The organism is Microterricola viridarii (assembly GCF_001542775.1).
Classification (GTDB): Bacteria; Actinomycetota; Actinomycetes; order Actinomycetales; family Microbacteriaceae; genus Microterricola; species Microterricola viridarii_A.
In genome coordinates, this window is record NZ_CP014145.1 from 2665211 (window position 1) to 2689319 (window position 24109).

General features: G+C 70.4%; 21 protein-coding genes. 12 read left to right on the forward strand and 9 right to left on the reverse strand.

Translation table 11 applies throughout. The features are described 5' to 3' along the window. Nucleotides 1-16: 16 nt before the first annotated feature. From AWU67_RS12230 to AWU67_RS12245, 4 genes are read right to left on the reverse strand one after another with little or no spacing between them, the layout of a single operon-like run. On the reverse strand, nucleotides 17-1735 hold the full coding sequence (locus AWU67_RS12230) for an AMP-binding protein (RefSeq protein ID WP_067229426.1): 1719 nt from the start codon (nucleotides 1733-1735) through the stop codon (nucleotides 17-19). Between the two features lie 57 nt (nucleotides 1736-1792). Continuing rightward, the gene (locus AWU67_RS12235; RefSeq protein WP_067229429.1) at nucleotides 1793-3139 is read right to left on the reverse strand and encodes a class I SAM-dependent methyltransferase; all 1347 of its coding nucleotides are present in this window, start codon (nucleotides 3137-3139) and stop codon (nucleotides 1793-1795) included. Beyond that, entirely contained in the window at nucleotides 3136-4545 is a 1410-nt protein-coding gene (locus AWU67_RS12240) for an FAD-binding oxidoreductase (RefSeq protein WP_067229430.1), read from the reverse strand. The genes AWU67_RS12235 and AWU67_RS12240 overlap by 4 nt, the downstream gene beginning before the upstream one ends. A gap of 60 nt (nucleotides 4546-4605) precedes the next feature. Next, nucleotides 4606-5103 (reverse strand): bifunctional nuclease family protein, encoded by a 498-nt coding sequence (locus AWU67_RS12245; protein WP_067232714.1) that lies wholly within the window; start codon nucleotides 5101-5103, stop codon nucleotides 4606-4608. 214 nt (nucleotides 5104-5317) lie between these two features. Between AWU67_RS12245 and phnD the strand changes: the two genes are divergently transcribed. Genes phnD through AWU67_RS12270 form a run of 5 tightly spaced genes read left to right on the forward strand, consistent with a single transcriptional unit; the run spans nucleotide 5318 to nucleotide 9338 of the window. Beyond that, entirely contained in the window at nucleotides 5318-6217 is a 900-nt protein-coding gene (phnD, locus tag AWU67_RS12250) for a phosphate/phosphite/phosphonate ABC transporter substrate-binding protein (RefSeq protein ID WP_067229433.1), read from the forward strand. After that, a complete protein-coding gene (locus AWU67_RS12255) occupies nucleotides 6214-7062 on the forward strand; it encodes a phosphonate ABC transporter ATP-binding protein (protein WP_234407247.1) in 849 nt (282 codons plus the stop codon). The genes phnD and AWU67_RS12255 overlap by 4 nt, the downstream gene beginning before the upstream one ends. Further along, the gene (phnE, locus tag AWU67_RS12260; protein ID WP_067229435.1) at nucleotides 7046-7903 is read left to right on the forward strand and encodes a phosphonate ABC transporter, permease protein PhnE; all 858 of its coding nucleotides are present in this window, start codon (nucleotides 7046-7048) and stop codon (nucleotides 7901-7903) included. Before AWU67_RS12255 ends, phnE begins: the two co-directional genes overlap by 17 nt. Beyond that, nucleotides 7900-8694, forward strand: a complete 795-nt coding sequence (locus AWU67_RS12265) for a tyrosine-protein phosphatase (RefSeq protein ID WP_067229438.1) — start codon at nucleotides 7900-7902, stop codon at nucleotides 8692-8694. Before phnE ends, AWU67_RS12265 begins: the two co-directional genes overlap by 4 nt. After that, complete coding sequence (locus tag AWU67_RS12270; protein WP_067229440.1) at nucleotides 8691-9338, forward strand: TetR/AcrR family transcriptional regulator; 648 nt, start codon at nucleotides 8691-8693, stop codon at nucleotides 9336-9338. The genes AWU67_RS12265 and AWU67_RS12270 overlap by 4 nt, the downstream gene beginning before the upstream one ends. Nucleotides 9339-9346: 8 nt before the next feature. Here the strand turns inward: AWU67_RS12270 and AWU67_RS12275 are convergent, their stop codons facing one another. Both AWU67_RS12275 and AWU67_RS12280 read right to left on the reverse strand, forming a co-directional pair. Beyond that, complete coding sequence (locus AWU67_RS12275) at nucleotides 9347-10414, reverse strand: oxygenase MpaB family protein (RefSeq protein WP_082716960.1); 1068 nt, start codon at nucleotides 10412-10414, stop codon at nucleotides 9347-9349. Nucleotides 10415-10423: 9 nt separating this feature from the next. Continuing rightward, nucleotides 10424-10921, reverse strand: a complete 498-nt coding sequence (locus AWU67_RS12280; RefSeq protein ID WP_129586709.1) for a hypothetical protein — start codon at nucleotides 10919-10921, stop codon at nucleotides 10424-10426. Between the two features lie 77 nt (nucleotides 10922-10998). On the opposite strand from AWU67_RS12280, the gene AWU67_RS12285 reads away from it, so the two are divergent. Continuing rightward, the gene (locus AWU67_RS12285) at nucleotides 10999-11523 is read left to right on the forward strand and encodes a GNAT family N-acetyltransferase (protein ID WP_067229446.1); all 525 of its coding nucleotides are present in this window, start codon (nucleotides 10999-11001) and stop codon (nucleotides 11521-11523) included. 69 nt (nucleotides 11524-11592) lie between these two features. On the opposite strand, the gene AWU67_RS12290 is transcribed toward AWU67_RS12285, so the two are convergent. Further along, a complete protein-coding gene (locus tag AWU67_RS12290) occupies nucleotides 11593-12234 on the reverse strand; it encodes a ScbR family autoregulator-binding transcription factor (RefSeq protein ID WP_067229449.1) in 642 nt (213 codons plus the stop codon). Nucleotides 12235-12542: 308 nt separating this feature from the next. Here AWU67_RS12290 and AWU67_RS12295 point away from each other — a divergent pair, with 308 nt between their 5' ends. Together AWU67_RS12295 and AWU67_RS12300 are read left to right on the forward strand one after the other, a co-directional pair. Then, the gene (locus AWU67_RS12295; RefSeq protein ID WP_067229451.1) at nucleotides 12543-13304 is read left to right on the forward strand and encodes an IclR family transcriptional regulator; all 762 of its coding nucleotides are present in this window, start codon (nucleotides 12543-12545) and stop codon (nucleotides 13302-13304) included. Nucleotides 13305-13389: 85 nt separating this feature from the next. Continuing rightward, nucleotides 13390-14577 carry a 4-hydroxybenzoate 3-monooxygenase gene (locus AWU67_RS12300; protein ID WP_199922291.1) on the forward strand — a complete coding sequence of 396 codons (1188 nt, stop codon included), beginning with the start codon at nucleotides 13390-13392 and terminating at the stop codon, nucleotides 14575-14577. A gap of 47 nt (nucleotides 14578-14624) precedes the next feature. Here AWU67_RS12300 and AWU67_RS12305 read toward each other — a convergent pair whose 3' ends face one another. Further along, the gene (locus AWU67_RS12305; RefSeq protein ID WP_067229457.1) at nucleotides 14625-15020 is read right to left on the reverse strand and encodes a hypothetical protein; all 396 of its coding nucleotides are present in this window, start codon (nucleotides 15018-15020) and stop codon (nucleotides 14625-14627) included. Nucleotides 15021-15248: 228 nt separating this feature from the next. On the opposite strand from AWU67_RS12305, the gene AWU67_RS12310 reads away from it, so the two are divergent. Continuing rightward, on the forward strand, nucleotides 15249-16130 hold the full coding sequence (locus AWU67_RS12310) for a hypothetical protein (RefSeq protein WP_067229460.1): 882 nt from the start codon (nucleotides 15249-15251) through the stop codon (nucleotides 16128-16130). Nucleotides 16131-16189: 59 nt separating this feature from the next. Here the strand turns inward: AWU67_RS12310 and poxB are convergent, their stop codons facing one another. Further along, complete coding sequence (gene poxB / locus AWU67_RS12315) at nucleotides 16190-17914, reverse strand: ubiquinone-dependent pyruvate dehydrogenase (protein ID WP_067229463.1); 1725 nt, start codon at nucleotides 17912-17914, stop codon at nucleotides 16190-16192. A 201-nt stretch (nucleotides 17915-18115) separates the two neighbouring features. Between poxB and AWU67_RS12320 the strand changes: the two genes are divergently transcribed. From AWU67_RS12320 to AWU67_RS12330, 3 genes are all read left to right on the forward strand, one after another. Next, nucleotides 18116-20932: a purple acid phosphatase family protein gene (locus AWU67_RS12320; RefSeq protein ID WP_067229465.1), complete on the forward strand. Its 2817-nt coding sequence runs from the start codon at nucleotides 18116-18118 to the stop codon at nucleotides 20930-20932. A gap of 235 nt (nucleotides 20933-21167) precedes the next feature. After that, nucleotides 21168-22886, forward strand: coding sequence for an IlvD/Edd family dehydratase (locus AWU67_RS12325; RefSeq protein WP_067229467.1), 1719 nt, complete (start codon nucleotides 21168-21170; stop codon nucleotides 22884-22886). 24 nt (nucleotides 22887-22910) lie between these two features. Next, on the forward strand, nucleotides 22911-23945 hold the full coding sequence (locus AWU67_RS12330) for a zinc-dependent alcohol dehydrogenase (RefSeq protein WP_067229469.1): 1035 nt from the start codon (nucleotides 22911-22913) through the stop codon (nucleotides 23943-23945). The last annotated feature ends 164 nt before the right edge of the window (nucleotides 23946-24109 follow it).

The following is a 24109-nucleotide window of genomic DNA, read 5'->3' on the forward strand; positions in this document are numbered from 1 at the left end:
CGCCCCACCTACGTTGCTACTCGCCCTCTGGCAGCGCCCGCACCGCGTTGCGGTCGGCGACGAGCGTGTCGCGCACGCGGCGGCGCAGGATCTTGCCGATCAGGGACTTCGGCAATTCCTCCCAGACCAGGTAGGTGGAGGGTCGCTTGTACTCGGCCAGTTGCTCCTTGACCAGGGCGCGCGCGGCCGCCTCGTCGAACACGGCCCCGTCCTCGAGGATCAGCGCTGCGGTCACGACCTCGACGCCGCTGCCGCGCGGAACACCGACGACCACCGACTCGACCACGCCGGGCAGCTGGTTCAGAACCGCCTCCACCTCGCTCGGCGAGACGTTGAAGCCGCCGGTGATGATGATCTCCTTCTTGCGGTCGACGACGGTGACGAAGCCGTCCTCGTCCTGCATCACGAGGTCTCCGGTGCGCAGCCAGCCGCCCTCCAGCAGGGTGGCAGCGGTGTCATCGGGCCGGTTCCAGTAGCCCTGGAACACCTGCGGGCCGCTCACCAGCAGTTCGCCGGTCTCGCCGAGGGCGACCTCGACCTCCGGGTTGTTCGGGTCGACCACGCGGATGTCGATGGAGGGGAACGGGATGCCGATGGTGCCGAGCTTGCGGGTGTCGCTGAACGGGTTCGCCAAGGCGACCGGGCTCGACTCGGTCAGTCCGTAGCCCTCGTTGAGCATGCTGCCGGCGAGGTCTTCCCAGCGCTTGACCACGGCGGGCGTGAGCGTCATCGCGCCCGAGATCGCGTAGACGACGCCGCTCAGGTCGAGCTTGCCGTCGCGGGCCACCCGGGCGAGCCGGTCGAACATGGGCGGCACCGCCGGCACGAAGGTCGGCGGGAACCGCTTCGCCGCCTGCGAGACCAGCTCGGGGTCGAACGTCGGGAACAGCACGGCGCGCGAGCCGGTCTCGACCGAGTAGATCACCGAGAGCAGCAGACCGAAGGAGTGGAACATCGGCAGCAGACCGTAGATGCTGCCCTCGCCGCGGGTGAATTCCGGCATCCACGCGGCGCCCTGGCGGGCGTTCGACCAGAGGTTGGCGTGCGTGATCATGGCGCCCTTGGGCGTTCCGGTGGTGCCGGAGGTGTACTGCAGGCAGGCGACGTCGGATGCCGCCGGACGCGGGTGGGCGGCGGGCAGTGGCGCGGTGCGCTCCAGGGCGGCGAACGACACGGTTCCGGTGGTGGGGCCGGTGAGCTTCGCGCGGGATTCGCGCGCCTTCGCCACCGGCAGCCGCAGCGCGAGGCGGGTCATGAACGGCATCGCCCGGGTCACGTCGACCGCGATGACGGTGCTGATGCCGAGCTCGGCCGGCAGCGACTGGATGGTGGGGGCGACCTTGTCCCAGCTGACGACAACCTGGGCGCCGTGGTCGCGGAACTGCGTCTCGAGCTCGTCACGGGTGTAGAGCGGGTTGTGCTCGACGACGATCGCGCCGAGGCGCAGCACCGCGTAGAACGCGATGACGTGCTGCGGGGCGTTCGGCATGATCAGGGCGACCCGGTCGCCGGCCTGCACGCCGAGCTTCGACAGCCCGTTCGCGAAGCGCGCGACGCGGTCGGCGAGCTCGCGGTACTTCACCGTCTCGCCGAAGAAGCTGATGGCGTCGCGGTCGGACCACTGGGCGACGCGCTCGTCGAGCAGGTCGACGAGCGACCCGGTCACGGGCTCGATGTCGACGGGGGTTCCGGGCGCGTAAAAGCGGTTCCAAGCTCGGGTTTCGTTCAGATTCACGGGGTCCAGCTTACTGAGCCTGAGCGCCGCTCAGCTTCGCCGGCCGCAGTGTTCCGGTCAGGGCGTCCACCACGGGCGCAGTGGCAGATCACCGATGCCGCCCTTCGCATCCGGTTTGACTGCGAGCACCTGGTGCAGCTGGATCCCGTTGCTCTCGAATGCGAGCCGGGAGCCGGCCATGTAGAGCCCCCACACCTTCGCGGTGGGCAGCCCCACCTCGGCGACCGCCTCGTCCCAGTGGGCGACGAGGTTGGCGCACCAATCGCGCAGCGTCAGCGCATAGTGCCGGCGCAAATTCTCTTCGTGCAGCACCTCGAGGCCGACATCCTGTGCCGCGGTGATGATGCGCCCGGAGCCGGTGAGCTCGCCGTCGGGGAACACGTAGCGGTCTATGAAGCCGCCGGCCGCCGCCTTGTGCGTGTTCTCTGGCCGGGTGATGCAGTGGTTGAGCAGCAGGCCGCCCGGGCGCAGCCGCGACTGCAAAAACGCGAAGTACGCCCCGTAGTTGCGCACGCCGATGTGCTCGAGCAGCCCGATCGAGGAGACGGCGTCGAAGCGGGTCTCGCCGATGTCGCGGTAGTCGCCGTAGCGCACCTCCGCCAGGCCGTCGAGGCCCTCGTCGGCGATGGCCTGCTGCGCCCACGCGGTCTGCTCCCTCGACAGCGTCACCCCGGTGGCGCGGATGCCGCGGCGGGCGGCGTAGCGCACCATGCCGCCCCAGCCGCAGCCGACATCCAGCAGCCGGTCGCCCGGCTGCAGCCTCAGCTTCTCGAACACCAGCCGGTACTTGTTCTCCTGCGCCTCGTCGAGGCTGGCCTCCGCGTCTGGATAGCACGCGCAGGTATAGGTCATCGAGGGGCCGAGCACCCACTCGTAGAAGGTGTTGGAGACGTCGTAGTGGTGGTGGATCGCGTCGGCGTCGCGCCCCTTGCTGTGCCGCAGCCCCGAGGCGGCGCGGCGCCAGCGGGCGGGGGCTTCCTCGGGCGGCGGGGCGACCGGCAGCAGGTGCGAGACGCCGATGGAGCGCACGATGTCGGCGATCACCCGCGGGTGCGGCAGCGTGAAGACGAGGTCTCCGGCGAGCGCCTTCAGCAGCTCGTACGGGTCGCCGGGGTGCACCCCGTGGATCTCGAGGTCGCCGGCGATGTAGGCGCGGGCCAGGCCGAGGTCGCCGCGGCCGGTGGCCAGGTAGCTGGTGCCGCGCGGCGACTTCAGCTCGATCCCGAGCGCTGCGTCCGGCGGGCCGGCGGAGCTGCCGTCGTAGGCGGTGAAGCGCAGCGGGAGGCGGCCGCCGGCGAGGATCTCCAGGATCTGCGCCAGGGTGAGCTTCGGCGCATGCTCCCCCTGGGCCGCCGCACCGTCTGGTTCTGCCGCATCCGGAGTCCGCTCTTTGAACGTCGTCATCGTCGTTGCACCGCCTTCGCGTAGAGGTCGAGGAGTCGTGAGTCTGGGTCGTACCGCTTCTTCACGGCGCGGTAGGCCTCGCCGCCGTAGAGCGCGTCGAACTCCGCCGGCGCATAGAAAGAGTCGGAGTACAACGACTTGTGCCCGTCGAGCGCGCCGACCTTGCGCTCGATCAGCCGGTTCGTCTCGCCGTGCAGGCGCCCGACCGGCACCGTCGACCAGAAGCCGACGTTGACGTAGCTGCGGTGCGGCCGCAGCGGGTAGAGCGGCCAAACGGCGGCATCCGCGTCGCCGGCGCTCGCCGGGCCGCCCTCGCGCAGGCGCAGCGGGCACAGCCAGATCGGGGTGATCGGCACGCGGGCCAGAAACCAGTCCAGGAACTCGACGCAGCGCTCGATCGGGATCTCGACGTCTTGCACGACCCGCTCCCGCCGCGGCTTGCCCTTGACCCGTTCGAGGCGGTCGCCGATGTGGAACCGCTGCTCGTACCGCATCAGCGCGCCATAGACGCTGCTGCGCCGGTAGCGCTTCGGCCAGAGCCGTCGGATGCGCGGGTCCTGCGCGCCGAACGCCTCCGAGCACCAGAACCAGTCGGTGTCCCAGCGCCACAGGTAGTCGTGGATCGTGAGCCGGTCGGTGCTGATCCGGCCCTCGTGCTGGATGGAGCGGTAGTAGATCGCCTGGTCGGTGTAGTCGCTGACCGGGCCGGGCACATCGCTCTGCGTGCCCACAGAGAGGTAGCTCTCCTCCTCGCTGAAAACGACCCCGTCGAGGTAGTCGACGCGGATGCCGTCCAGCTGCGCGGTCTCGATGATGCGCCCCATCGCCTCGACGAGTTCGGTGAGGGTGTGGAAGCGCACATGCCGGAGTTCGACGAACGGCTTCACCTCCTCCAGCTCGATGCGGAGGCGCACCGCGTAGCCGAGGGTGCCGTAGGAGTTGGGGAAGGCGCGGAACAGATCGGGGTTCTCCTCCGGGGAGGCGGTGAGCAGCTCCCCCGCGCCGGTCAGAATGTCCATCTCGAGCACCGACTCGTGCGGCAGGCCGTTGCGGAACGACGTCGACTCGATGCCCAGGCCGGTCACCGCCCCGCCGAGGGTGATCGTCTTCAGCTGTGGCACCACCAGCGGGGCCAGCCCGTACTGCAGCGTCGCGGCGACCAGGTCCTCGTAGGTGCACATGCCGGCGACATCCGCGGTGCGCGCTGCGGGGTCGACGGAGATGACGTCGGTCAGCCCGGTGGTGTCCAGGCCCGGAGCACGCACCTTGGTGCGCGTGCGGAACAGGTTCGAGGTCGGTTTGGCCAGCCGCACCGGCACCTTCTCCGGCAGTGCCCGATAGCTCGCGAGAAGGCGCTGCACGCCATCGGCGTGAGCGACCCGTGCATCAGCCGGAGCAACGGACACGCCACCACGCTAGCTCGCAACCTCGCGCGCCGCGAGGGTCAAATCCGTCGGCCGTCCCGCTCACCCCTGGAAGTCCTCGGGGTCCACACCGTCCAAGAACCTCTTGAACTCATCGACCGCGTCGTCCTCGTCGGCCACCGTCTCCACCATGCCGGCGGGGATCCCCGCCTCCTCCAGTACCGCGTCGGCGACGAAGAGCGGCGTCTGGGTCCGCACCGCGAGGGCGACGGAATCCGAGGGCCGGGCATCCAGCACCAGCCGGCCGGTGGCCGTGGCCAGGGTGATCTCGGCGTAGAAGGTGCCCCCGTCGATGCGGGTCACCTCGATTCGTTCGACGCGAGCGCCAACGCTCTCGATGAGCGTCTTCATCAGGTCGTGGGTCAGCGGCCGCGGGGGCAGGTCCCCGCCCAAGGCGAACAGCGTCGAGGTCGCTTCCTGCTCGCCGACCCAGATCGGCAGCACTCGTCCCACGCCGGGCGCGTCCGAGACTGACTTCAACAGGATGACGTGCTTACCCTCGACGTCCAGGGCGACCCCGAGTACGCGAACCTCTACCATGTCCACTCCCGTCGAACCGTCGGGCATGACACCGACATAGTACGTCCGGAGACCGCGTGACGGCCCGGGAACCGACATCAGAGGAGGCGCTCCACCAGTTGTTCACCGTCCATTTGATTCGCAGTACGGCGGTCTCGTAATTGCCGCTCACCTTCGGGAGTTTGGATACCGGTGTTCTCGCAATTCGCGAGGGCCCACACCCTGAAAGGTCGCCATGCGTCGCTTTACCCTGCCCGCGATGGGCATGCTCGCCATCTCCGCCCTCGCACTCACGGGGTGCCAGGCCGCCGAGGCCGGCTCCGCGTCGGCCCCGGACGCCCCCATCACGATCGCGACGATTCCCGTCTCGGACGACCCGACGGTCGAGAACCCGGTCGCGGCTCTGGCCCGCTTGCTCGAGGAGGAGACCGGACGCACCGTCGAGATCACCGACGTGCCCGACTATCTGAGCGTCGTCGAGGCGATTCGCTCCGACCATGTCGATATCGGCATCATGAGCGGCTTCCCCTCCGCGCTCGCCGTCAACACCGGCGAGGTCGACGCGCTGCTCGCGTGGAAGGGCAGCGGCGACCCGGTCTCGACCTGCGTCGTGCTGGACGACTCGCCCATCCAGAGCGTCGAGGACTTCGCGGGCAAGACGGTCGCCTTCGCCGACCAGGCCTCCAGCTCCGGCTACTTCATGCCCGTCTACATGCTGCACGAGGCGGGCCTTGAGCAGGGCAAGGACTACACCTCGATCTTCGCCGGCGGCCACGAGGGTAGCTTCGCCGCGCTGGCGCAGGGCCAGGTGGATGCCGCTTGCACCGCGTTCGTGCTGACCGAGATGGGTGCGCCCATGTTCCCCTTCGCCGACGGCGAGTGGCGGGCCGTCGGCGAGAGCCCCTCGATGGACGTCATGGGTACCGTGCTCGCGCGCCAGTCCCTCGACGACGAGACCCGCACGCTGTTGCAGGACGCACTGCCGAAGGTGTTCTCCGCGGAAAACGCCGAGGCACTCGCCGGCTACAGCTCCTTCATCGGCCTCGACGTCGAGATCGCCCCGAAGCCGAGCGCCTTCGCCTCCTTCGCGAAGATCGCGGCCGTCGCCGGCGTGAAGCTCGAGGACTTGAAGTGAGAACCGTGGTTCGGCCAGCCGACCTCCGCGTCGATGCCCTGGCATCCGACGCAATGCCCACCACCGCCCAGCTGCGCCACGCCCTGCCCCTCGTCTCGGTGCGCGGCCTGCGCGTCGCCTACGACGAGCAGCTCGTGCTGAACGGGGTCGAGCTCGACCTGTTCCCGGGCGAGATGGTCGCCCTGCTCGGCGCCTCCGGTTCGGGCAAGTCCACACTGATGAAGAGCCTCACCGGGTTCGCGCCGATCGCGGGCGGCAGCGTGCGGGTCGCCGGGCACGACGTCACCAACCTGGCCCGCGGCGAGCTGCGCACGCTGCGGTCGGAGGTCGGCCAGGTGTTCCAGCAGTTCAACCTGATCCCGCGGCTGAGCGTGCTCGCCAACGTGCTCACCGGCGCACTGCACGAGGCCGGCCCGATCAATCTGATCGGCGGCTTCTCCAGCGCGCACCGGGCGAGGGCCATGCACCTGCTCGACCGGGTGGGCATCGCCCACAAGGCGAAGGATGCCGCCCGCTCGCTGAGCGGCGGCCAGCAGCAGCGCGTCGCCATCGCGCGGGCGCTGATGCAGCAGCCGCGGGCCATCCTCGCCGATGAGCCGGTCGCTTCCCTGGACCCCAAGCTCGCCGACTCGGTGCTCGAGCTGCTGCGCGAGATCGCGACAGAGGACGGCATACCCGTGCTGGTCAGCCTGCATGTGCTGCCGCTGGCCCTCGCGCACAGCGACCGCATCGTCGGGCTACGGCACGGCGAGATGGTGCTCTCCGGGCGCACCGCGCAGCTCGACGCCGCCGAGCTCGCGGTGCTCTACCGGGACGAGGAGGCGGGCGATGAGCGCGACCACTGAGACTCCCCCCGCTCCGGCTGTGCGCCGCGAGACGACTCCCACCCCGCTGAGCGCGGCGGAACGGGCCCGCCTGGAGCGCGCGTTCAGGGCGCCGCGCAGCCGGTTCCTGATCGGCATCCCGGTCGCGATCCTGCTGCTGCTCTGGTCGTTCAACGGCGCGGAGTTCAACTTCGCGAAGCTCGGCCAGGGCACCGTCAACATGGGTGAGTTCCTCTCCCGCCTGTTCCCACCCGACTTCAGCAAGTTCGGCACCATCGCCGAGCTGCTCATCGAGACCTTCCAGATGGCCATCGTCGGCACCGTGCTCGGCGCCGTGCTGTCGCTGTTCGTCGCGTTCGCGGCCGCCTCGAACATCGCGCCGAAGTGGCTGTATTACCCGGCACGCTGGGTGATGAACGCCATCCGCTCGGTGCCCGACCTGGTCTTCGCCCTCATGTTCGTCTCCGCCGTCGGCCTCGGCCCGTTCGCCGGAATCCTCGCCATGACGCTCGGCTCCCTCGGCTCGATCGGCAAGATCTTCGCCGAGGCGATGGAGTCCGTCGACAACGGGCCGATCACCGCGATGCAGGCCGTCGGCGCGTCCAAGCGCCAGGTGATCCAGTACGGCGTTCTGCCGCAGGCCGCGCCGCTGCTGGTCTCGTACACGCTGCTGCTTTTCGAGGGCAACGTGCGCGGGGCGACGATCCTCGGCCTCGTCGGAGCCGGCGGCATCGGCCTCGAGCTGACCACCGCCATGCGCATGTACGACTACGGGCACCTGAGCGCCATCATCATCTGCATCATCGTGCTTGTCACGGCCATCGACCAGGGCAGCGCCCTCATCAGAAAGAGAATCACATGAGCACCACCACCCTCTCCCCCGCCGACATCGAGCTCTCCGGCATCGACATCGTCTTGAGCGCTCCGGTCAACCTGCGCGATCTCGGCGGCATCCCGATCGGCGACGGCCACGTGCTGCCCGGCCTCGCCATCCGAGCCGACGACCTCTCCACCATCACCGCGGATGCTGCGGCCGCCCTGATTGAGGGCGGGCTCGCCGCGGTCATCGACCTCCGCACCCCGCTCGAGGTCTCGCTGACCGGCCGCGGGCCGCTCGGAGGCCACGCCGTCGCGTACCACCACCTTCCGCTGATGGCGAGCGTTGCCGACGGCATGCCCAAGGAGGTGCCGAGCTTCACCGCCGAGGCCATGGGCCAGATGTACCTCGGCATGGTCGAGCGCGCCGCGCCGCAGCTCGTCACGGCGCTGGGCATCATCGCCTTCGCGCCGGGCACGACCGCGTTCCACTGCGCGGCCGGCCGCGACCGCACAGGCGTGTTGGCCGCCATGATCCTGCTCATCCTGGGCGCCGACGACGACGACATCGTCGCCGACTACGCGCGCACCGGTCCCAACATGGCCGCGATCTTGGAGCGCACCCGGCCCGTGATGGGCGCGATGATGGCCCGTCTGGGCATCGACTTCAACGGGGCGAGCGCCGCCTCGCTCACCGAGGAGCCGATGCAGCCTTCGATGCGAGTGCTGCTCGCCGGCCTCCGCGAACGCCACGGCGACGTGCTCGCCCCGCTGCGCGCGGCCGGCCTCGGCGACGACACCGTCGCCCGGCTGCGGGCTCGAGCGCTCGGCGCATGACGCTGCACGACACTCCGCCCACCACCCTGCTCGCCGCTGGGGATGCCGGGGCCGCGGTTCGCCGCGGCCCCGGTCGCCCGCGCGACGAGGAGCTCGACGGCCAGATCCTGCAGGCGGTGCTGGCGTTGATCGACACCGAGCAGGAGGTCACCGTCGCCCGGGTGATCGCGGGCAGCGGTGTCAGCCGGGCCGCGCTCTACCGGCGCTGGCCGTCGATGACGACCCTCATCGCCGCCGCGCTCGACGTCGGGCGCAGCGTGCCGGCCGAGGTTCCAACCGATGGCGACCTGCGCGACGTGATCTTCGCCGGGATTTTGGGCGACCCGAGCTTCGGCGCCGACTCCCGCTACAGCGAGACCCGCTTCCGCCAGCGCATCCGGCTGGTCATGGCCGATCGGCAGCTGCAAAAGGCCTACTGGCACTCACACGTGGCACGCCGGCGCGAGCCGATGGAGCGCGCCCTCCAGCGGGGCCGCGAGCGCGGCATCCTGCGCCCCGACCTCGACACCGAGGCCAGCTTCGACGCCATCGCGGGTGCCTGCTACTACCAGCTCGTGGTGCGCGGCGACAGCTTCGACGACCCCGCCACCCGCGCCCGGGTGAGCGCAGCGCTCGACATCGTGTGGCGCGGCATGCTCGTCTGAGTGCGGCCTCAGCCTTCGAGCGCCGGCTCCGGCCCGCTCGCCTGCTCCGCTGTCGGTGCGGGCGCCGGAGTTTGTGCGGCCTCCAGCCGCGCGATCCGCGCCCGAGCGTTCTGCTCGCTGGGCGACGTGCGCCCGAGCACGCGCACCCCGAACACGAGGAACGCCCGCGTCAGCGTCACCGCCGGCCACCACGGCCGGCGCAGCCCGAGCAGTCGGCGCTGCCGCCGGTCGAGCGAGGCCACCGCCCCACCGAACAGGATCGGGTACACCCGGCCGGTCATGCCCGGCAGCCCGGGCTTGCGCAAGAACCGCATCGCCTCGGCCACCCGGGCGTCGGGTTTCGCCTCCACCAGGAAGGCGTCCATCTGCGCGTGCAGCTCCGCGACGCTCGTCGGCGGGTTCGCGACCCCCATCAGCCTCCCAGCTTGCGCCCACTCGCGCACGTAGGCGTCCGGGCCGCCTGGAATCGTCCCGCCCCAGGTCGCATGCGCGCCGAGGAACGCCTCCGTGAAGGCGTCGTGCACCCAGCGCAGCAGCTCTTCGTCGTTCGCTGCGTAGGCGCGCTCGGCGCCGCGGGCATCGACGTAGGTGCCGGTCACGTGTTCGTGCAGCCGCGAGACGAAGGCGGATGCCGCGGTCGCGCTGGCCCGGTCGCCGAACGTCGTTGTCGCCACCCAGCGCACGGTGCCGTCGAGGCGCCCGAGCGGGTCCTCGTGGTAGCGCGACCAGTCGTGCACGCCCGCCATGGCGCCGGGGTGCAGCGTCTGCAGCAGCAGCGCCCGGATGCCGGCGACGAGCGTCGGCAGCGCGCCGTTGACCGCCCACACCGCGCTGCCCGGGCCGAAGAAGCCGGCATCCGTGCCCTCGGCGAGCGCGTGCGTCCACGGCGGCGGACGACGGCGCCCCGAGCGGCCGGGCCGCCAGCGCTCATCGCCGCCGTGCGCGCTGCCGAGCGCACTGTTGTCGTGCGCGCTGCTGTCGTGCGCGCTGTTGTCGTGCGCGCTGTTGTCGTGCGCGCTCCCCTGCGGCGCCCCCTCGTGTGGGGCGTCGGCGTCGGCCGCGCGGCGATCGCTCATGCCTCGACGCTAGCCCGATTCGGCCCCGCTGCGGCTGCGGATCTGCTGCGAAGCACCCGAATCCGGATCCGGCTCATCTGCGGCATCCGGCCCTCGCCCGGCTATGGCCCACGGGATGAAGCCAAGCAGCACAAAGAAGGGGAAGAGCAAGACCTGGTTCGGCATGGTTGGATCGGCCGGCCCCGCATTCGCGCTCATCAGGCAGAACCAGATCCAGAGCGCCGCGGATGCCGACCCGAAACAGAAGAGGTAGGCGATGCGTCGCCCGCGGCCGGTGCCGTCGGCGGCAGTCGCAAGCAGTCCCGCGATGAGGCTCACACCGGCCGGCAACAGCAGCGCCGTCCAGGCCGGCGCCTCCGTCGTCGCGACCCCGGCCTGCCACTGCGTGGTGATGGTGCCGGTGACGGTATCCCACGACGCGGGCAGCGACAGGAGAAGCACGAGCAGCGGGAGCCAGCAGAGGCTCACGGCGATGATCTGCCTCACTCGGTCTTCTCGCGGCGACATGAGACCACTCTGGCATGCGCGTCCGCGGCCCCGCATCCCGGCCGAATCGGCGGTACCGTCGCAAATAGGATGGCGGAATGCATGCTGTCTCCCTGCGCCGGGCCGTCCCGGGCGATGCCCCTGCCGTGCTCCGGCTGTTCGACGAGGCCATCGCCTGGTTCGTGCAGATCGGCAACGCCGGGCAGTGGGGCACGGAGCCATTCACCGGGCAGCCGCAGTGGGAGCAGCGGGTGTCGGGCTGGTGCGCCGAGCCGGACACGTGGGTGGCGGTGCACCCCGACCTCGGGGTCTGCGGAGCACTCGTTCTCGGCGACGCCGTGGGCTACGTGCCCGCCGCGACTGAGCCCGAACTCTATGTGCGCTCCCTGATCGGCTCCCGCGACCCCCGAGCGAAGGGCACCGGCCGCCGCCTGCTCGCCCTCGCGGACGAGCGGGCGGCCGCGCGCGGGGTCTCCCTGCTGCGCGTGGACTGCTATGCCGGCGGCTCCGGTGAGCTCATCCGCTTCTACGAGTCGTGCGGGTACACCCGCGCGGTCGCCTTCACGGTGGGAGCTGCTCCGCAGGAGTGGCCGGGGCAGCTCCTGACGCGCACGCTCGACTGAGGCCGGCCGCCGTGCGGGCGGCACTGGGTGGGCGGCACCGTGCGGGCGGCACTGGGCCGCCGAGTCGGCTCAGCCGGCGGTGCCGAAGATGCGGGCCCCGAGCGCCCGCAGTTCCTCGAGCCGGGCCGGCTCGGCGACGGCCGCGAGGAGGATTTCCCACATCTCGCCGATCCGCTCCTTCAGGTCGCCCATGTTGGTCAGCACGTCCGAGAGCAGCTGCACACCCGTGTAGGCGGGGATGATGAAGTGCGCCAGCCGCGCGGCGTCGGTGCTGGGCAGGAACTCGCCGGCGCCGACGGCGCCGCCCACCAATTCCTCGAAGGTCAGCAGCCAGTCGTCGTAGGGCGCGCGCGTGGGCGGGTCGAAGATGGCCCCGCCGTTGGTCAGGCGGATGCCGGCCCGCACCACGACGTCGTCCACGAGGCGTTCGGCCAGATCGGCGCACATGAGCATCATCGTCTCCGCCGGGCTGGCCGTCGCGATCCAGATCTCCTGTGCCGCCGTGGTCACCCGCAGGTGCTGCTCGTCGATCACGGCACGCGCGATCTCTTCTTTGGAGCCGAAGTGAAAGTAGAGCGCGCCCTTGGTGACGCCCGCAGCATTCGCAATCGTGGTGATCGACGCGTCTGCGTAGCCCACACGGTAGAAAGCCCCCGCCGCCGCAGTGACGATGCGGTCTCGCGTCTGGACCGCCCGATCCTGCTGTGCCATCGCTCCCCCGTCTAATCCCGCGACAGCAATTCTATCCAGCGGACTGCAAGGCCCAGCGTGACAGGCAGCCCCCAATCCTGCCTGTCACACGCAGGCATCGCGAACGACGCCTGCGTGCATAAACATACCAACCGGACGGTTTTTTGGCTATCCCCGTGTCGGGGCCAGCAAGGAGCTTCCGCGGAGCGAGCCCGTCCGGGGCGGAAGCCGCAGCATCCGCCCCCGCGTCCGCGGTCAGTCGAAGAAGCGACGATGCGGCCTCCCGCCCGTTCAACGGCAAGAGGGGCCGCGGTGTGCCACGATCAATCATGGCCAACTCCCCCTCCGGTGATTCCGTCACCGGCCGCATCGCACGCGTGCTGGAGTCGTTCACGCCCACCCGCACCGCGCAGACCGTCGCTGAGATCGGGCGGCGGGCCGGCCTCCCGCCGTCGACCGCACACCGCTTGGTGAGCGAGATGATCGCCGAGGGACTGCTCGAGCGCGGCGACGACAAGCGCGTGCGCGTCGGCCTGCGGCTGTGGGAACTCTCCACCCGCAGCGCGGGGGCGATGCGGGTGCGCCAGCTCGCGATGCCGTTCATGGAACGGGTGCAGACCCGCATCCGCGAGCACACCCAACTGGCCGTGCTCGAGAACGACGAGGCGCTGTTCCTCGAGCGGCTCTCAGCCCCGGAATCCGGGGCGAACGTCACCCGCGTGGCCGGCCGGCTGCCGCTGCACGCGTCGTCTTCGGGCGTGATCCTGGCCGCCTACGCGGGCCAGGAGGTGCAGGCGCGCCTGCTCGCCGGCCCGCTACCGGCCCTCACCACCGAGACACCGGCCGACCCCAGCACCCTCCGCCGGGTGATGGATGACGCGCGCCGCCGCGGTCACGTCGTCGCTCCCGGGTGGATGGAGCTGGTCTCGACCGGCGTCGCCGTGCCGGTGCGCGACGAGGCCGGCGGCATCACCGCCGCACTCTCGGTCGTGCTGCCGCGTGACTCGGGGCGGGAGGCGGCCGCGCTCGAGGAGCTGCTCGCCGCGGCATCCGGGATCTCGCGCGCGCTGGCCGCCGCCCGCCGCACCTGATTGCCGTTCAACGGGCAACGCGCCGCGCCCGGCGCGGAGGCCGGGGAGACTGGTCGCTCCGCATACCGCCGTCGAAGGAGACGACTTGAACCAGCCTGTGAGCACCCGTGTCGCGATCATCGGGGCCGGCCCGGCCGGGCTGCTGCTCAGCCACCTGCTGGGCGAGGCCGGCATCGACTCGATCGTCATCGACTCCCGCAGCCGCGCCGAGATCGAGGGCACGGTGCGTGCCGGGATCCTCGAGCAGGGCACCGTCGAGGTGCTGGCCAGCATGGGCGACGCCTCCCGCGTGCTGACAACGGGTACGCGGCACGACGGCGTCGAGTTCCACTTCGACGGCGAGCGCCACCGCATCGACTTCGCCGCCCTGGTCGGCCGGAGCGTCTGGCTCTACCCGCAGCACGAGGCGCTGAAAGACCTGATCGCCGCGCGCCTCGCCGCCGGCCAGGACCTCCGCTTCGGCGTCACCGCCGAGGGCGTCGAGGATGCGTCATCCGACCGGCCCCGCGTCATCGCCACAGACGCCGACGGGGCGCACTTCGAGATCCAGGCCGAGTTCGTGGTCGGCGCCGACGGCTCCCGCAGCGTCGCCCGCACCGCCGTCACCGGTTCCTCGACCGGCGGCTACTTCCGCGAGTACCCCTTCGCCTGGTTCGGCATCCTCACCGAGGCGCCGCCGAGCGCCGAGGAGCTGATCTACAGCAACTCCCCCGCCGGCTTCGCGCTCATCAGCCAGCGCAGCCCGCAGGTGCAGCGGATGTACTTCCAGTGCGACCCAGACGCCGACACGAACGCGATGACGGATGCCGAGATCTGGGCGACCCTGCAGGAGCGCGTGCCCGGCACCGAGCTGGCCGAGGGCCCCATCTTCCAGCGCGACGTGCTGCGCTTCCGCAGCTTCGTCGCCCACGAGCTCCGCCGTGGCCGGGTCGCCCTCGTCGGCGACGCGGCGCACACCGTGCCGCCCACAGGGGCCAAGGGCATGAACCTCGCCGTGGCCGACGTGCTCATCCTGAACCGCGCCCTCCGTGCCCTGCTGCTCGAGCGCGACGAACGGCTCCTCGACGGCTACGCCGAGACCGCGCTGCGCCGCATCTGGAAGGCGCAGCACTTCTCCTGGTGGATGACGAGCATGCTGCACACGGCGCCCGGCGCCAGCGACTTCGACCACCGACGCCAGCTCGGCGAGCTGCGCAGTGTCGTCGAGTCTGAGGCCGGCAGCGCCTACCTCGCCGAGGCGTACACCGGCTGGCCACTGGAGGCCGGCGTCTAGGGGCAGGCCAACCAGCCCCGGGTGCCGTAGCGCGGCTCGACTCGCGATCAGGGCGTGGTGTCGGGGCGCGGGCGTTCCGGCGCGGCGTCGCCGCCGCGGCGCACGTCGACGTCCGGGTCAACGGCATCCGCCTCGCGAAACTGTTCCTCGGATTTCGCGTGGAGCGTGGCGGCCTCCGACTGCCGCGACTCGGCCTCCCGTTGCATCCGGTCCGCCTCGATACGGCCCAGTTCGGCGTCGGCCGCGGCACGCTGGGCTTCGGCGTCGCTCTTGCGGGCGTCCTCCGCTCCCTCCTGCGCCCGGGCGCGGATGTCCTCCGCCTTGCGCCGGTCGGCGGCGGCACTCGCCTTCCGGCGCTGCTTCGAGACGTAATACGCGACGCCAATCACGACGATCACCACGATGACGCCGACCACGATCCACAGGACAATGCTCGTATCCATGAACTTTCCGCCTCTCTGCGGAGCTGGGACGCCCTCAGTCAACGCCTTTCCCCGCGGGATGGCAACGGCTCGGCTGGCCCGTGGACGCCGGCCTCGCTCGCCGGGCGCGGCTCCACGATCCCGATCGTGCAATGACTACGCTTCACACCAAGGGCGCCCCGCCTGCCCCGCACCCGCAGTGTGCGGCTCCACTCCTCCGGCTACTCCGGGGCGGAGAGCGAGAGGTTGATGCGCAAGGATTTTCGAATCGAAGAGACGCCCGAGGGCCGCTCCCTCGTGGTCACCGGAGCGTGGAGCGCGGCGGCCGAGCGAGCCTTGCGCACCACGGGTGCCGACGGCCTTGTGCTCAACTACGCGCACGGATTCACCGAGCGAGACCTCGGCTTTCTCCGTGGACTCAGTATTCGCAGGCTCCACATCCTGGATCGCTCGCTCGAAGATCTGACACCGATACACGCCCTCGGAGCATCGCTGGAGTTCTTGGCGGTTGAGGCGGGAACCAGAGCCACCCTCGATCTGAACGAACTACCGAATCTGACCTCCCTGTGGTCCTCCTGGCGGCACGTGTCGAGCACGATCGACGCTGCGACAGAGCTCACCGAGTTCGGCTCGCTCGGCTACACCGCCGCCGACCTCCTCCCGCTGGCGAGACTCGCCAAGCTGACCACGTTGCGCATGAAGCACTGGCCGAGCATCCAGAGCCTGGACGGGTTGAGCAGCTTCCCAGCGCTCGCCCACCTCGAGATCGTCCTCGCCCGGCGCCTCCGCGACTTCTCGGCACTTCGGATGCAGGCCAACTCCTCCGCGCTGAGAGTGTTGAACTTCGACTCCTGCGGTCGCCTCGACCGGTTGGACGATCTCGCCGGCCTCACAGAGCTGACATCGCTCAACATCGGCAACTGCCAAGACATCGAGTCGTTGCATCCGCTCCTGCGTCTCACGAAGCTGGAGAAGCTGTTTGCGTACGAATCGACGGTCGTCCTCGACGGCGATCTCTCGCCGCTCCTCGCCCTGCCTGCGTTGACCACGCTGAGGATGGCGAGCCGCAAGAAGTATCAGCCGTCCACCCAGCACGTCGATGCGGCGCTGGCGGCACGGGCGCCGCGGTAGCGCGAGAATGCCGAACCCAAAGGCGTCAGAACGTGCCTGGGCTCAGAACGTGCCGGGCGTCAGAACAACTGCCGCCAATTCGCGCGCGCCAGATCGAGCAGCTCGTCGCCGCGCCCTGACATCACGGTGCGCAGCGCGTAGAGGGTGAACCCCTTCACCTGCTCGGTCGTGATCGCCGGGGGCATCGACAGCTCCTGTGGCTCGGTCACCACGTCGAGCAGCGCCGGGCCGTCGACGGCGAGAAACTCGGTGACCGCCTGCTCCAGATCCTCCGAGCGCTCGACGCGTCGGCCGTGGATGCCCATCGCCTCGGCGAGGCGCGCGAAGTCAGGGTTGCGCAGCTCGGTTCCGAAGGTGATGAACCCGGCGGCCTTCATCTCGAGCTCGACGAAGTTCAGCGACGAGTTGTTGCACACGACGACCTTCACCGGGAGCTGGTTCTGAGTGAGCGTGATCAGCTCGCCGAGCATCATGCTCAGGCCGCCGTCGCCGGCCAGGGCGACGACCTGACGCTCCGGCTGCGCGGCCTGGGCGCCGATCGCGTGGAGCAGGGCGTTCGCCATCGAGCCGTGGGTGAACGAGCCGACCAGCCGGCGAGCGCCGTTCATGTGCAGGTAGCGCGCCGCCCAGACGACGGGCGACCCCACGTCCGCGGTGAACACGGCATCCGCGCCGGCATGCGCATCGAGGAGCCTGGTGAGGTACTGCGGGTGGATCGGCCGGCCGGTGGCCGCGGGCACGGCGAGCTCGTCGAGCTTCGCCCGGGTCGCGGCGAAGTGGCTGAGCGCGTCGTCGAGGTGGCGGCGCGATTCCTTGCGCTCGATCAGCGGCAGCAGGCTCCGGGCGGTGTCGCCCACATCGCCGACGAGGCCGAGGTCGACCGGATGCCGGCGGCCCAACTGCGCGCCCCGGATGTCGACCTGCACCGTCGTTGCCCGGCTCGGGTAGAACTGTTGATACGGGAAGTCACTGCCGAGGACCAGCACGAGGTCGGCCGCCTCCATCGCGCGGTAGCCGGACGCGAACCCGAGCAGCCCCGTCATCCCAACATCGAAGGGGTTGTCGTACTCGATGAACTCCTTGCCGCGCAGCGCGTGCACGATGGGCGCGGCGAGCAGCTCGGCCAGCGCGATGACATCGTCGTGCGCGCCCTGCACGCCCGCGCCGGCGAGGATGGTGACCTTCTTCGCGCCGTTCAGCAGCGCGGCCGCCTCGGCGAGCTCGGGCCGGCTCGGCGTGACCACCGGGTTGGCGCGGCGAATCCGCACGGCCCGCTGCTCGGTCGCGCGGGCCAGCGCCACGTCGCCCGGGATCACGACGACGGCCACTCCGCGCAGCTCGATCGCCGAACGCATGGCGATCTCGAGCACGCGCGGCATCTGGCTGGGGTCGGCCACGTACTCGACGTAGACGGAGGCCTCGCGGAACAGCTCCTGCGGATGCGTCTCTTGGAAGTAGCCGCTGCCGATCTCCGCCGTGGGGATGTGCGCCGCGATCGCGAGCACCGGCACCCGCGACCTGTTCGCGTCGAACAGGCCGTTGATGAGATGGAGGTTGCCCGGCCCACAGGAGCCGGCCACGACGGCCAGCTCACCGGTGAGCGCGGCGTCGGCGGCCGCGGCGAACGCGGCCGTCTCCTCGTGCCGAACATGCACCCACCGGATCGTGCCGTCCTTGCGCAGTGCGTCGGTGAAGCCGTTCAAGGAGTCGCCGGGGAGGCCGTACACCCGCCGCACCTCGTTGACTTTCAACACCTCGACGATGTTCTCAGCGACGGTTCCCATTGCCTTCTCCTCCGAGTAGCCCTGCGGGTGGTGCGCGTGCGGGCCACCCTACGCCGGGTTCCCGGGAAGCGGCACCGCGCGTTCGCCTGTGGGCCACCTGCGCGCCAGCCGGGGGACATCCGCTGCCGCTTCGATGGCAGGGGCTCGCCGCACGATCGTGCGCCGCCGCGCCCACCCACTCCCATATGAAGGAATGAATTGATGACGACCAAGAACACAGTCCGCTGGCACAGACGGGGCGTGGTCTCGACCGCCCTCCTCGCTGTGCTCGGCGGGGTGCTCGCTGCGCCCATGCCGGCGCTGGCCGCCCCCGACGTACCGACGGAACCGGTGGTGACGACCGCGAGCACCTCGTGGAAGTACCTCGACGATGGAACAGACCCGGTGAACGGCTCCGGTGCCCTGCGGGCGTGGACCGCCCCGGGCTTCGATGACTCCACCTGGAAGAGCGCCACGGGCAGCTTCGGCGCCAAGTCCGGAAAGCTCGCCGCGGTGGGGCCGCACCTGCCGGCCACCCTGCTCAACCACTACCTCAACGGCACCGCCGCTCCCACGGTTCCCACCTACTTCTTCCGCACGAGCTTCGACCTCCAGCCCGGCGTCGCCGACGCGGTCGGCTCGGTTCTCGGCGACGTCGTCTACGACGACGCCCTCGTCGTCTGGGTCAACGGCACGAAGGTCGCCGGCTTCGTCGACGACCGGGTCACCGAGACCAGCAACCAGGAGTACGCGGGCAACAGCGGCGGAGACCCCGTCGCCAGCAGCTTCACCGTCGACCCCGAGCTGCTCGTCGACGGCACCAACACGGTGGCGATCGCCCTGTACCAGGACCGTGCCACGAGCTCGGACATCTACCTCGACGTCCCGTCGATCCGCCTCCTCCCCGTGCAGGACCCGGGCACGCCGGTCGTGGCTCCCCCGACCCGCGTCATCCTCACCCCGACGACCACGCCGGAGACCTCGCAGTCCTTCTCCTGGCTGGCCGGGGATGCCGGCCACGCGAGCGGGCAGGTGCAGCTCCGGCCGGCATCCGGTGGCGACACGCGCACCGTCGACGCCTACCAGGCCGGCCTGGTGAACAACAACCCCAAGCCGCACTACTCCGCCACGGTGACCGGCCTGGCGCCCGCGACCGCCTACAGCTACCGCGTCGGCCTGGAGGGCAGCCGGAGCGAGTGGAAGACCTTCACCACCGCCGACCCCGCCGCCACCGACTTCCAGTTCGTCTACTACGGCGACGCCCAGATCGGCCTCGACAGTACCTGGCCCGAGGTCGTGCGCCAGGCTGAAGCCACCGCGACGCGGTCCGTCGGCTCCGTGCACGCCGGCGACCTCATCGACACCGGCAGCAACGAGACCCAGTGGAACAACTGGTTCGCCGGGATGACCAACTCGGCGGCGAGCACCAACGTCATGGCCGCCCCCGGCAACCACGAGTACTCCGGCGACAAGAAGCTCGCGGCATGGAAGGCGAACTTCGAGTACCCGCACAACAACCCCTCCACCGCGACCATCGGCGCCATGGCCGAGCTCGCCGTCGGTGACACCGACGTGGCGCGCCAGTACGCGGCCTACTTCGCGCACTGGGAGGAGTTCGCCGCGGAGACGGTCTACTACACCGACTACCAGGGCGTGCGCTTCATCACGCTGAACGCGACCCGCGACAGCGCGTTCCTGACCCCCGGCACCCTGCCCTCCTGCACGGGTGTCGAGTGCCCCTCCGGCAAGGTCTCCCGCCTCTGGACCGAGTTCCAGGGCGCCTGGCTCGACCAGGTGCTCACCGAGAGCCCCTCGAAGTGGAACGTCGTCACCTTCCACCAGCCGGTCTTCTCGACATCCGCCGGTCGTGACGAGCCCGTGCTGCGCGAGCTCTGGGTTCCCATCTTCCAGAAGCACGACATCGACCTGGTGCTGATGGGCCACGACCACACCTACGCCCGCGGCTACCTCAACACCGACCGCACCGAGACCGCCGGCATCACCGACGGCCCCGTGTACGCCGTCTCGAACTCCGGCGCCAAGCACTACGACCTCGAGACCGAGGCCAAGAACGTGTGGACGAACAACAACGCCACCCAGGTGTTGCGGGGCGAGGGCGTGACGACCTACCAGGTCGTCGACGTGTCGCAGGGCCAGCTGGTCTACCGCTCCTACCTCGCCGAGAAGACCGCCAACTCGACGACGGCCCTGCCCATCGGCGCCGTCTACGACGAGTTCACCATCACCAAGACGGATGCCGGCCAGAAGTGGGTCACCGAGGCCGGGATCACCCCGCCCGTGGTGGTGGACCCGGTTGACCCGGTCGATCCCGTTGACCCCGTTGACCCCGTTGACCCGGTCGACCCGGTTGACCCGGTGGACCCGGTTGACCCCGTCGACCCTGTCGACCCGGTTGACCCGGTGGACCCGGTTGACCCGGTCGACCCGGTCGACCCCGTTGACCCCGTGGACCCGGTCGACCCGGGCACCCTGCCCGCGCCGATCGACGCGGCCACGCTCACCGAGCAGAACCGCGGCGGCATCACCGTGCCGGCGACCGCCACCCCGGGCCAGGCGATCGCGGTCGAGCTCGGAGCCGGCAACGCCAACGCCCCGGTCTGGCCGTGGATCTACTCCACGCCGACCTCCCTCGGCAAGGCCACCGCCAACGCCAGCGGCCAGATCAGCGTGGTTGTGCCGGCGGATGCCGCAGCAGGCACGCACCGCATCGTCGTCCAGGCCGCCGACGGCAGCCTGCTCGGCTGGGCTCCCGTGCAGGTCGTCCCGGTGACCACCGGCGGCGGCGACGGCACCGGCGACGGGAACGGCTCCGGGAACGGCGCCGGCTCGGGCTCGGGCGGCACCACCGGTTCTGCCACGTCGAACACGGGCCAGCTCGCAAGCACGGGCGCTGAGATCAGCACCGCGCTGATCGCCGCCCTCGCGCTGCTGCTCGTCGGTGGTGTCACGGCGGTCGTCGCTGCGCGCCGCCGCCGTGCCGCGCTCGACACGACGATCGAGCTGGATGCGCTGAACTAGCGGCATCCGCTCGCCGAGGGGGCTCGGCCACGATGTGGCCGGGCCCCTTTCTCGTGGCCCGCGCAGGAGACGTCATGCACCCGCTCTGCGGCACGCGTGGCTCGCTCCCGACAACGAGTCGGGGCGCAGCGCCACGATTCCAGAGTCGACACGGGCTACGCTGCAGGGAGCTCGCGTTTCCTGCTGAACCTCACCGCCGCGGTCAGCGCTTCGGAGAGCGAGCGGGAGGGTCATCGTGGACCATTTGCGCAGTGCCGCCTGGTATCAGGGTTCGGACCGCAACGCCTACATTCACCGCGCCTGGATGCGGCGCGGGCTCCCCGACGACGCGCTCGACGCGACAAAACCGCAGATCGCAATCGCGAACACGGCCTCCGACCTGACCCCGTGCAACATGCACCTCAACGAGGTCGCCGACAGCGTCAAGCAGGATGTCTGGGCAGCTGGCGGCGTGCCGTACAACCTCCCGGTTGTCTCGCTCGGCGAGACCCAGGTGAAGCCGACGGCGATGCTGTGGCGCAACATGGCGGCCATGGCGATGGAGGAGATGTTCCGCGCCAACCCCATCGACGGGCTCGTGCTGCTCGGCGGCTGCGACAAGACGATCCCGGCTCTGCTGATGGCGGCGGCATCCGTCAACATCCCGGCGATCGTGGTGCCGGGCGGCCCCATGCTCACCGGCTACTTCCGCGGCGAGGCCCTCGGATGCGGCACCGACGTCTGGCGGCTGAGCGAAGAGGTGCGGGCCGGCACCATCACGAACGCCCAGTTCCAGGAGTCGGAGCAGTCGACCATCCGCAGCAAGGGGCACTGCAACACGATGGGCACCGCGTCCACCATGGCCGTCGTCGCCGAGGCCCTCGGCATGACCATCCCCGGCTTCGCCGGCACCCCCGCCCCCGACGCCCGCCTGCTGAAGATGTCGCACGAGACCGGCCGGCTCATCGTCGACATGGTGGCCGCGGGCCGCCGGCCGAGCGACATCATGACCAGGGAGTCGTTCCTCAACGCCATCATGGCCGTCGCGGCGGTTGGCGGTTCCACCAACGCGGTCGTCCACCTGCTCGCCATCGCGGGCCGGCTCGGCATCGAGCTGAGCCTGGAGGATTTCGACGAGGCGGGCGCCGGCATCCCGGTCATGGCGAACCTGCAGCCGAGCGGCAGCTTCCTGATGGACGACCTGCACCGCGCCGGCGGGCTGCTCGCCCTGCTCTCGCAGATCGCCGACCTGCTGCACCCGCAGCCGATCACTGTCACCGGAGCGCCCTTCGTCGCCTCCCTCGGCGGCCACCCCGTCTACGACGACACCGTCATCCTGCCGCGCGAGAACCCGCTCATGGCGGATGCCGGCATCGCCGTGCTCCGCGGCAACCTCGCGCCCCGCGGCGCGATCATCAAACCGTCGGCGGCCACCCCGGAGCTCCTCCAGCACGTCGGCCCCGCGGTGGTCTTCGACAGCGTCGAGGACATGCGCGCCCGCATCGACGACCCCGAGCTCGACGTCACGGCCGACTCGGTGCTCGTGCTCCGCGGCTGCGGCCCCCGGGGCTACCCGGGCATGCCCGAGGTCGGCAACATGCCGCTCCCCCGCAAGCTGCTGGAGGCCGGCGTGCGCGACATGGTGCGCATCAGCGACGCCCGCATGAGCGGCACCGCCTACGGCACGGTGATCCTGCACGTGGCTCCGGAGGCCGCCGCCGGCGGACCGCTCGGGCTCGTGCGCACCGGCGACATCATCCGGGTGGACGTTGCCGGGCGCTCCCTCAGCGTGGATCTCAGCGACGAGGAGCTGAGTGCGCGCAGCCAGAGCCCGCAGAGCGAGGCGGCGTACGCCAAGCCCAGCCGTGGCTGGGCGAAGCTCTATGTCGACCACGTGATGCAGGCAGACACCGGGGCCGACCTCGACTTCCTGGTCGGGTCCAGCGGAGACGAGGTCAGCCGTGAGTCGCACTGAGCTGGAGTTTGGGGAGGCGAGCTGATGCGCGCACTCGTCGTGACCGCCCCGCGGCGAGCGGAGGTCCAGGAGGTCCCGGCACCGCTTGCCTTGCCGGGCCAGTTGCTTGTCGACGTGGAACGGGTTGGCATCTGCGGCACCGATGTCGAGCTGTTCACCGGAGAGATGGCCTACATCCACCACGGGCGCACCCACTTCCCGCTGCGGCTGGGGCATGAGTGGACCGGCCGGGTCGTTGCGGTCGGCTCCCCCGAGGACGAGAGCTGGATCGGGCAGCGCGTCACCGGCGACACCATGCTCGGATGCGGGCACTGTACGTATTGTCAGGGCGGCCGCCACCACGTCTGCCCGGACCGTTTCGAGGTCGGCATCCTCGACGGTTGGGCGGCCGCCCTCGCCGAGCAGGTGCTCATCCCGACGCGCTACGCGTACCGGATCCCCGAGAACGTCACCGTCACCGCCGCCGCCCTGGTCGAGCCCGGCGGCAACTCGCTGCGTGCCGTGCGCGCCGCCGCAATCGAGCCGGGCCACAGGGTGCTAGTGCTCGGCTCCGGCACCATCGGGCTGCTTGCCGCCCAATTCGCGCTGGCCGAAGGCGCCGAGGTGCATGTCGGCGGCGTTCGTGAGGGCTCGCTCGAACTGGCGCGCTCGCTCGGCGTGCGGCACACCTGGCAGTTCGACGCACTCGCCGACGGCCACGACAACACGTTCGACGCCGTGATCGAGGCCAGCAGCGATGAACGGATGCCGCCCCTCGCCGTGCAGCTCGCGAAACCGGCGGGCCGGGTCGTGTACATCGGCCTGGCGTCCACCCCCAGCCGTGTCGACACCCGCGATCTCGTGCTCAAAGACGTTTCCGCCGTCGGCATCCTCTCGGCCTCCCCCGGTCTGGCCGGGGCGATCGAGGGCTTCGCCGGCGGCGCCGTGATCCCCGACTCGATCGTCAGCGAGGTCATCTCACTCGAGGAGGTGCCGAGCCGGCTGGAGGGTGCGCGCGGCGCGGCCGCGGGCCCCGGGCCGAAGGTGCACGTCGACCCGCGGCGGCGCTTCGAAAAGTAGTACGCGACATCCAGAATGACACTCAGAACGATGACGCCGACGATTACTCAAAGGAGAAGGTTCGTTTCCACGAACTTTCCGCCTCTCAGCTGAGATGGGTCGATAACGGGGTGGGTCGATGCGGATGCGCGACGGCTGCATGCCTCAAGACACGGGGGCGCCGC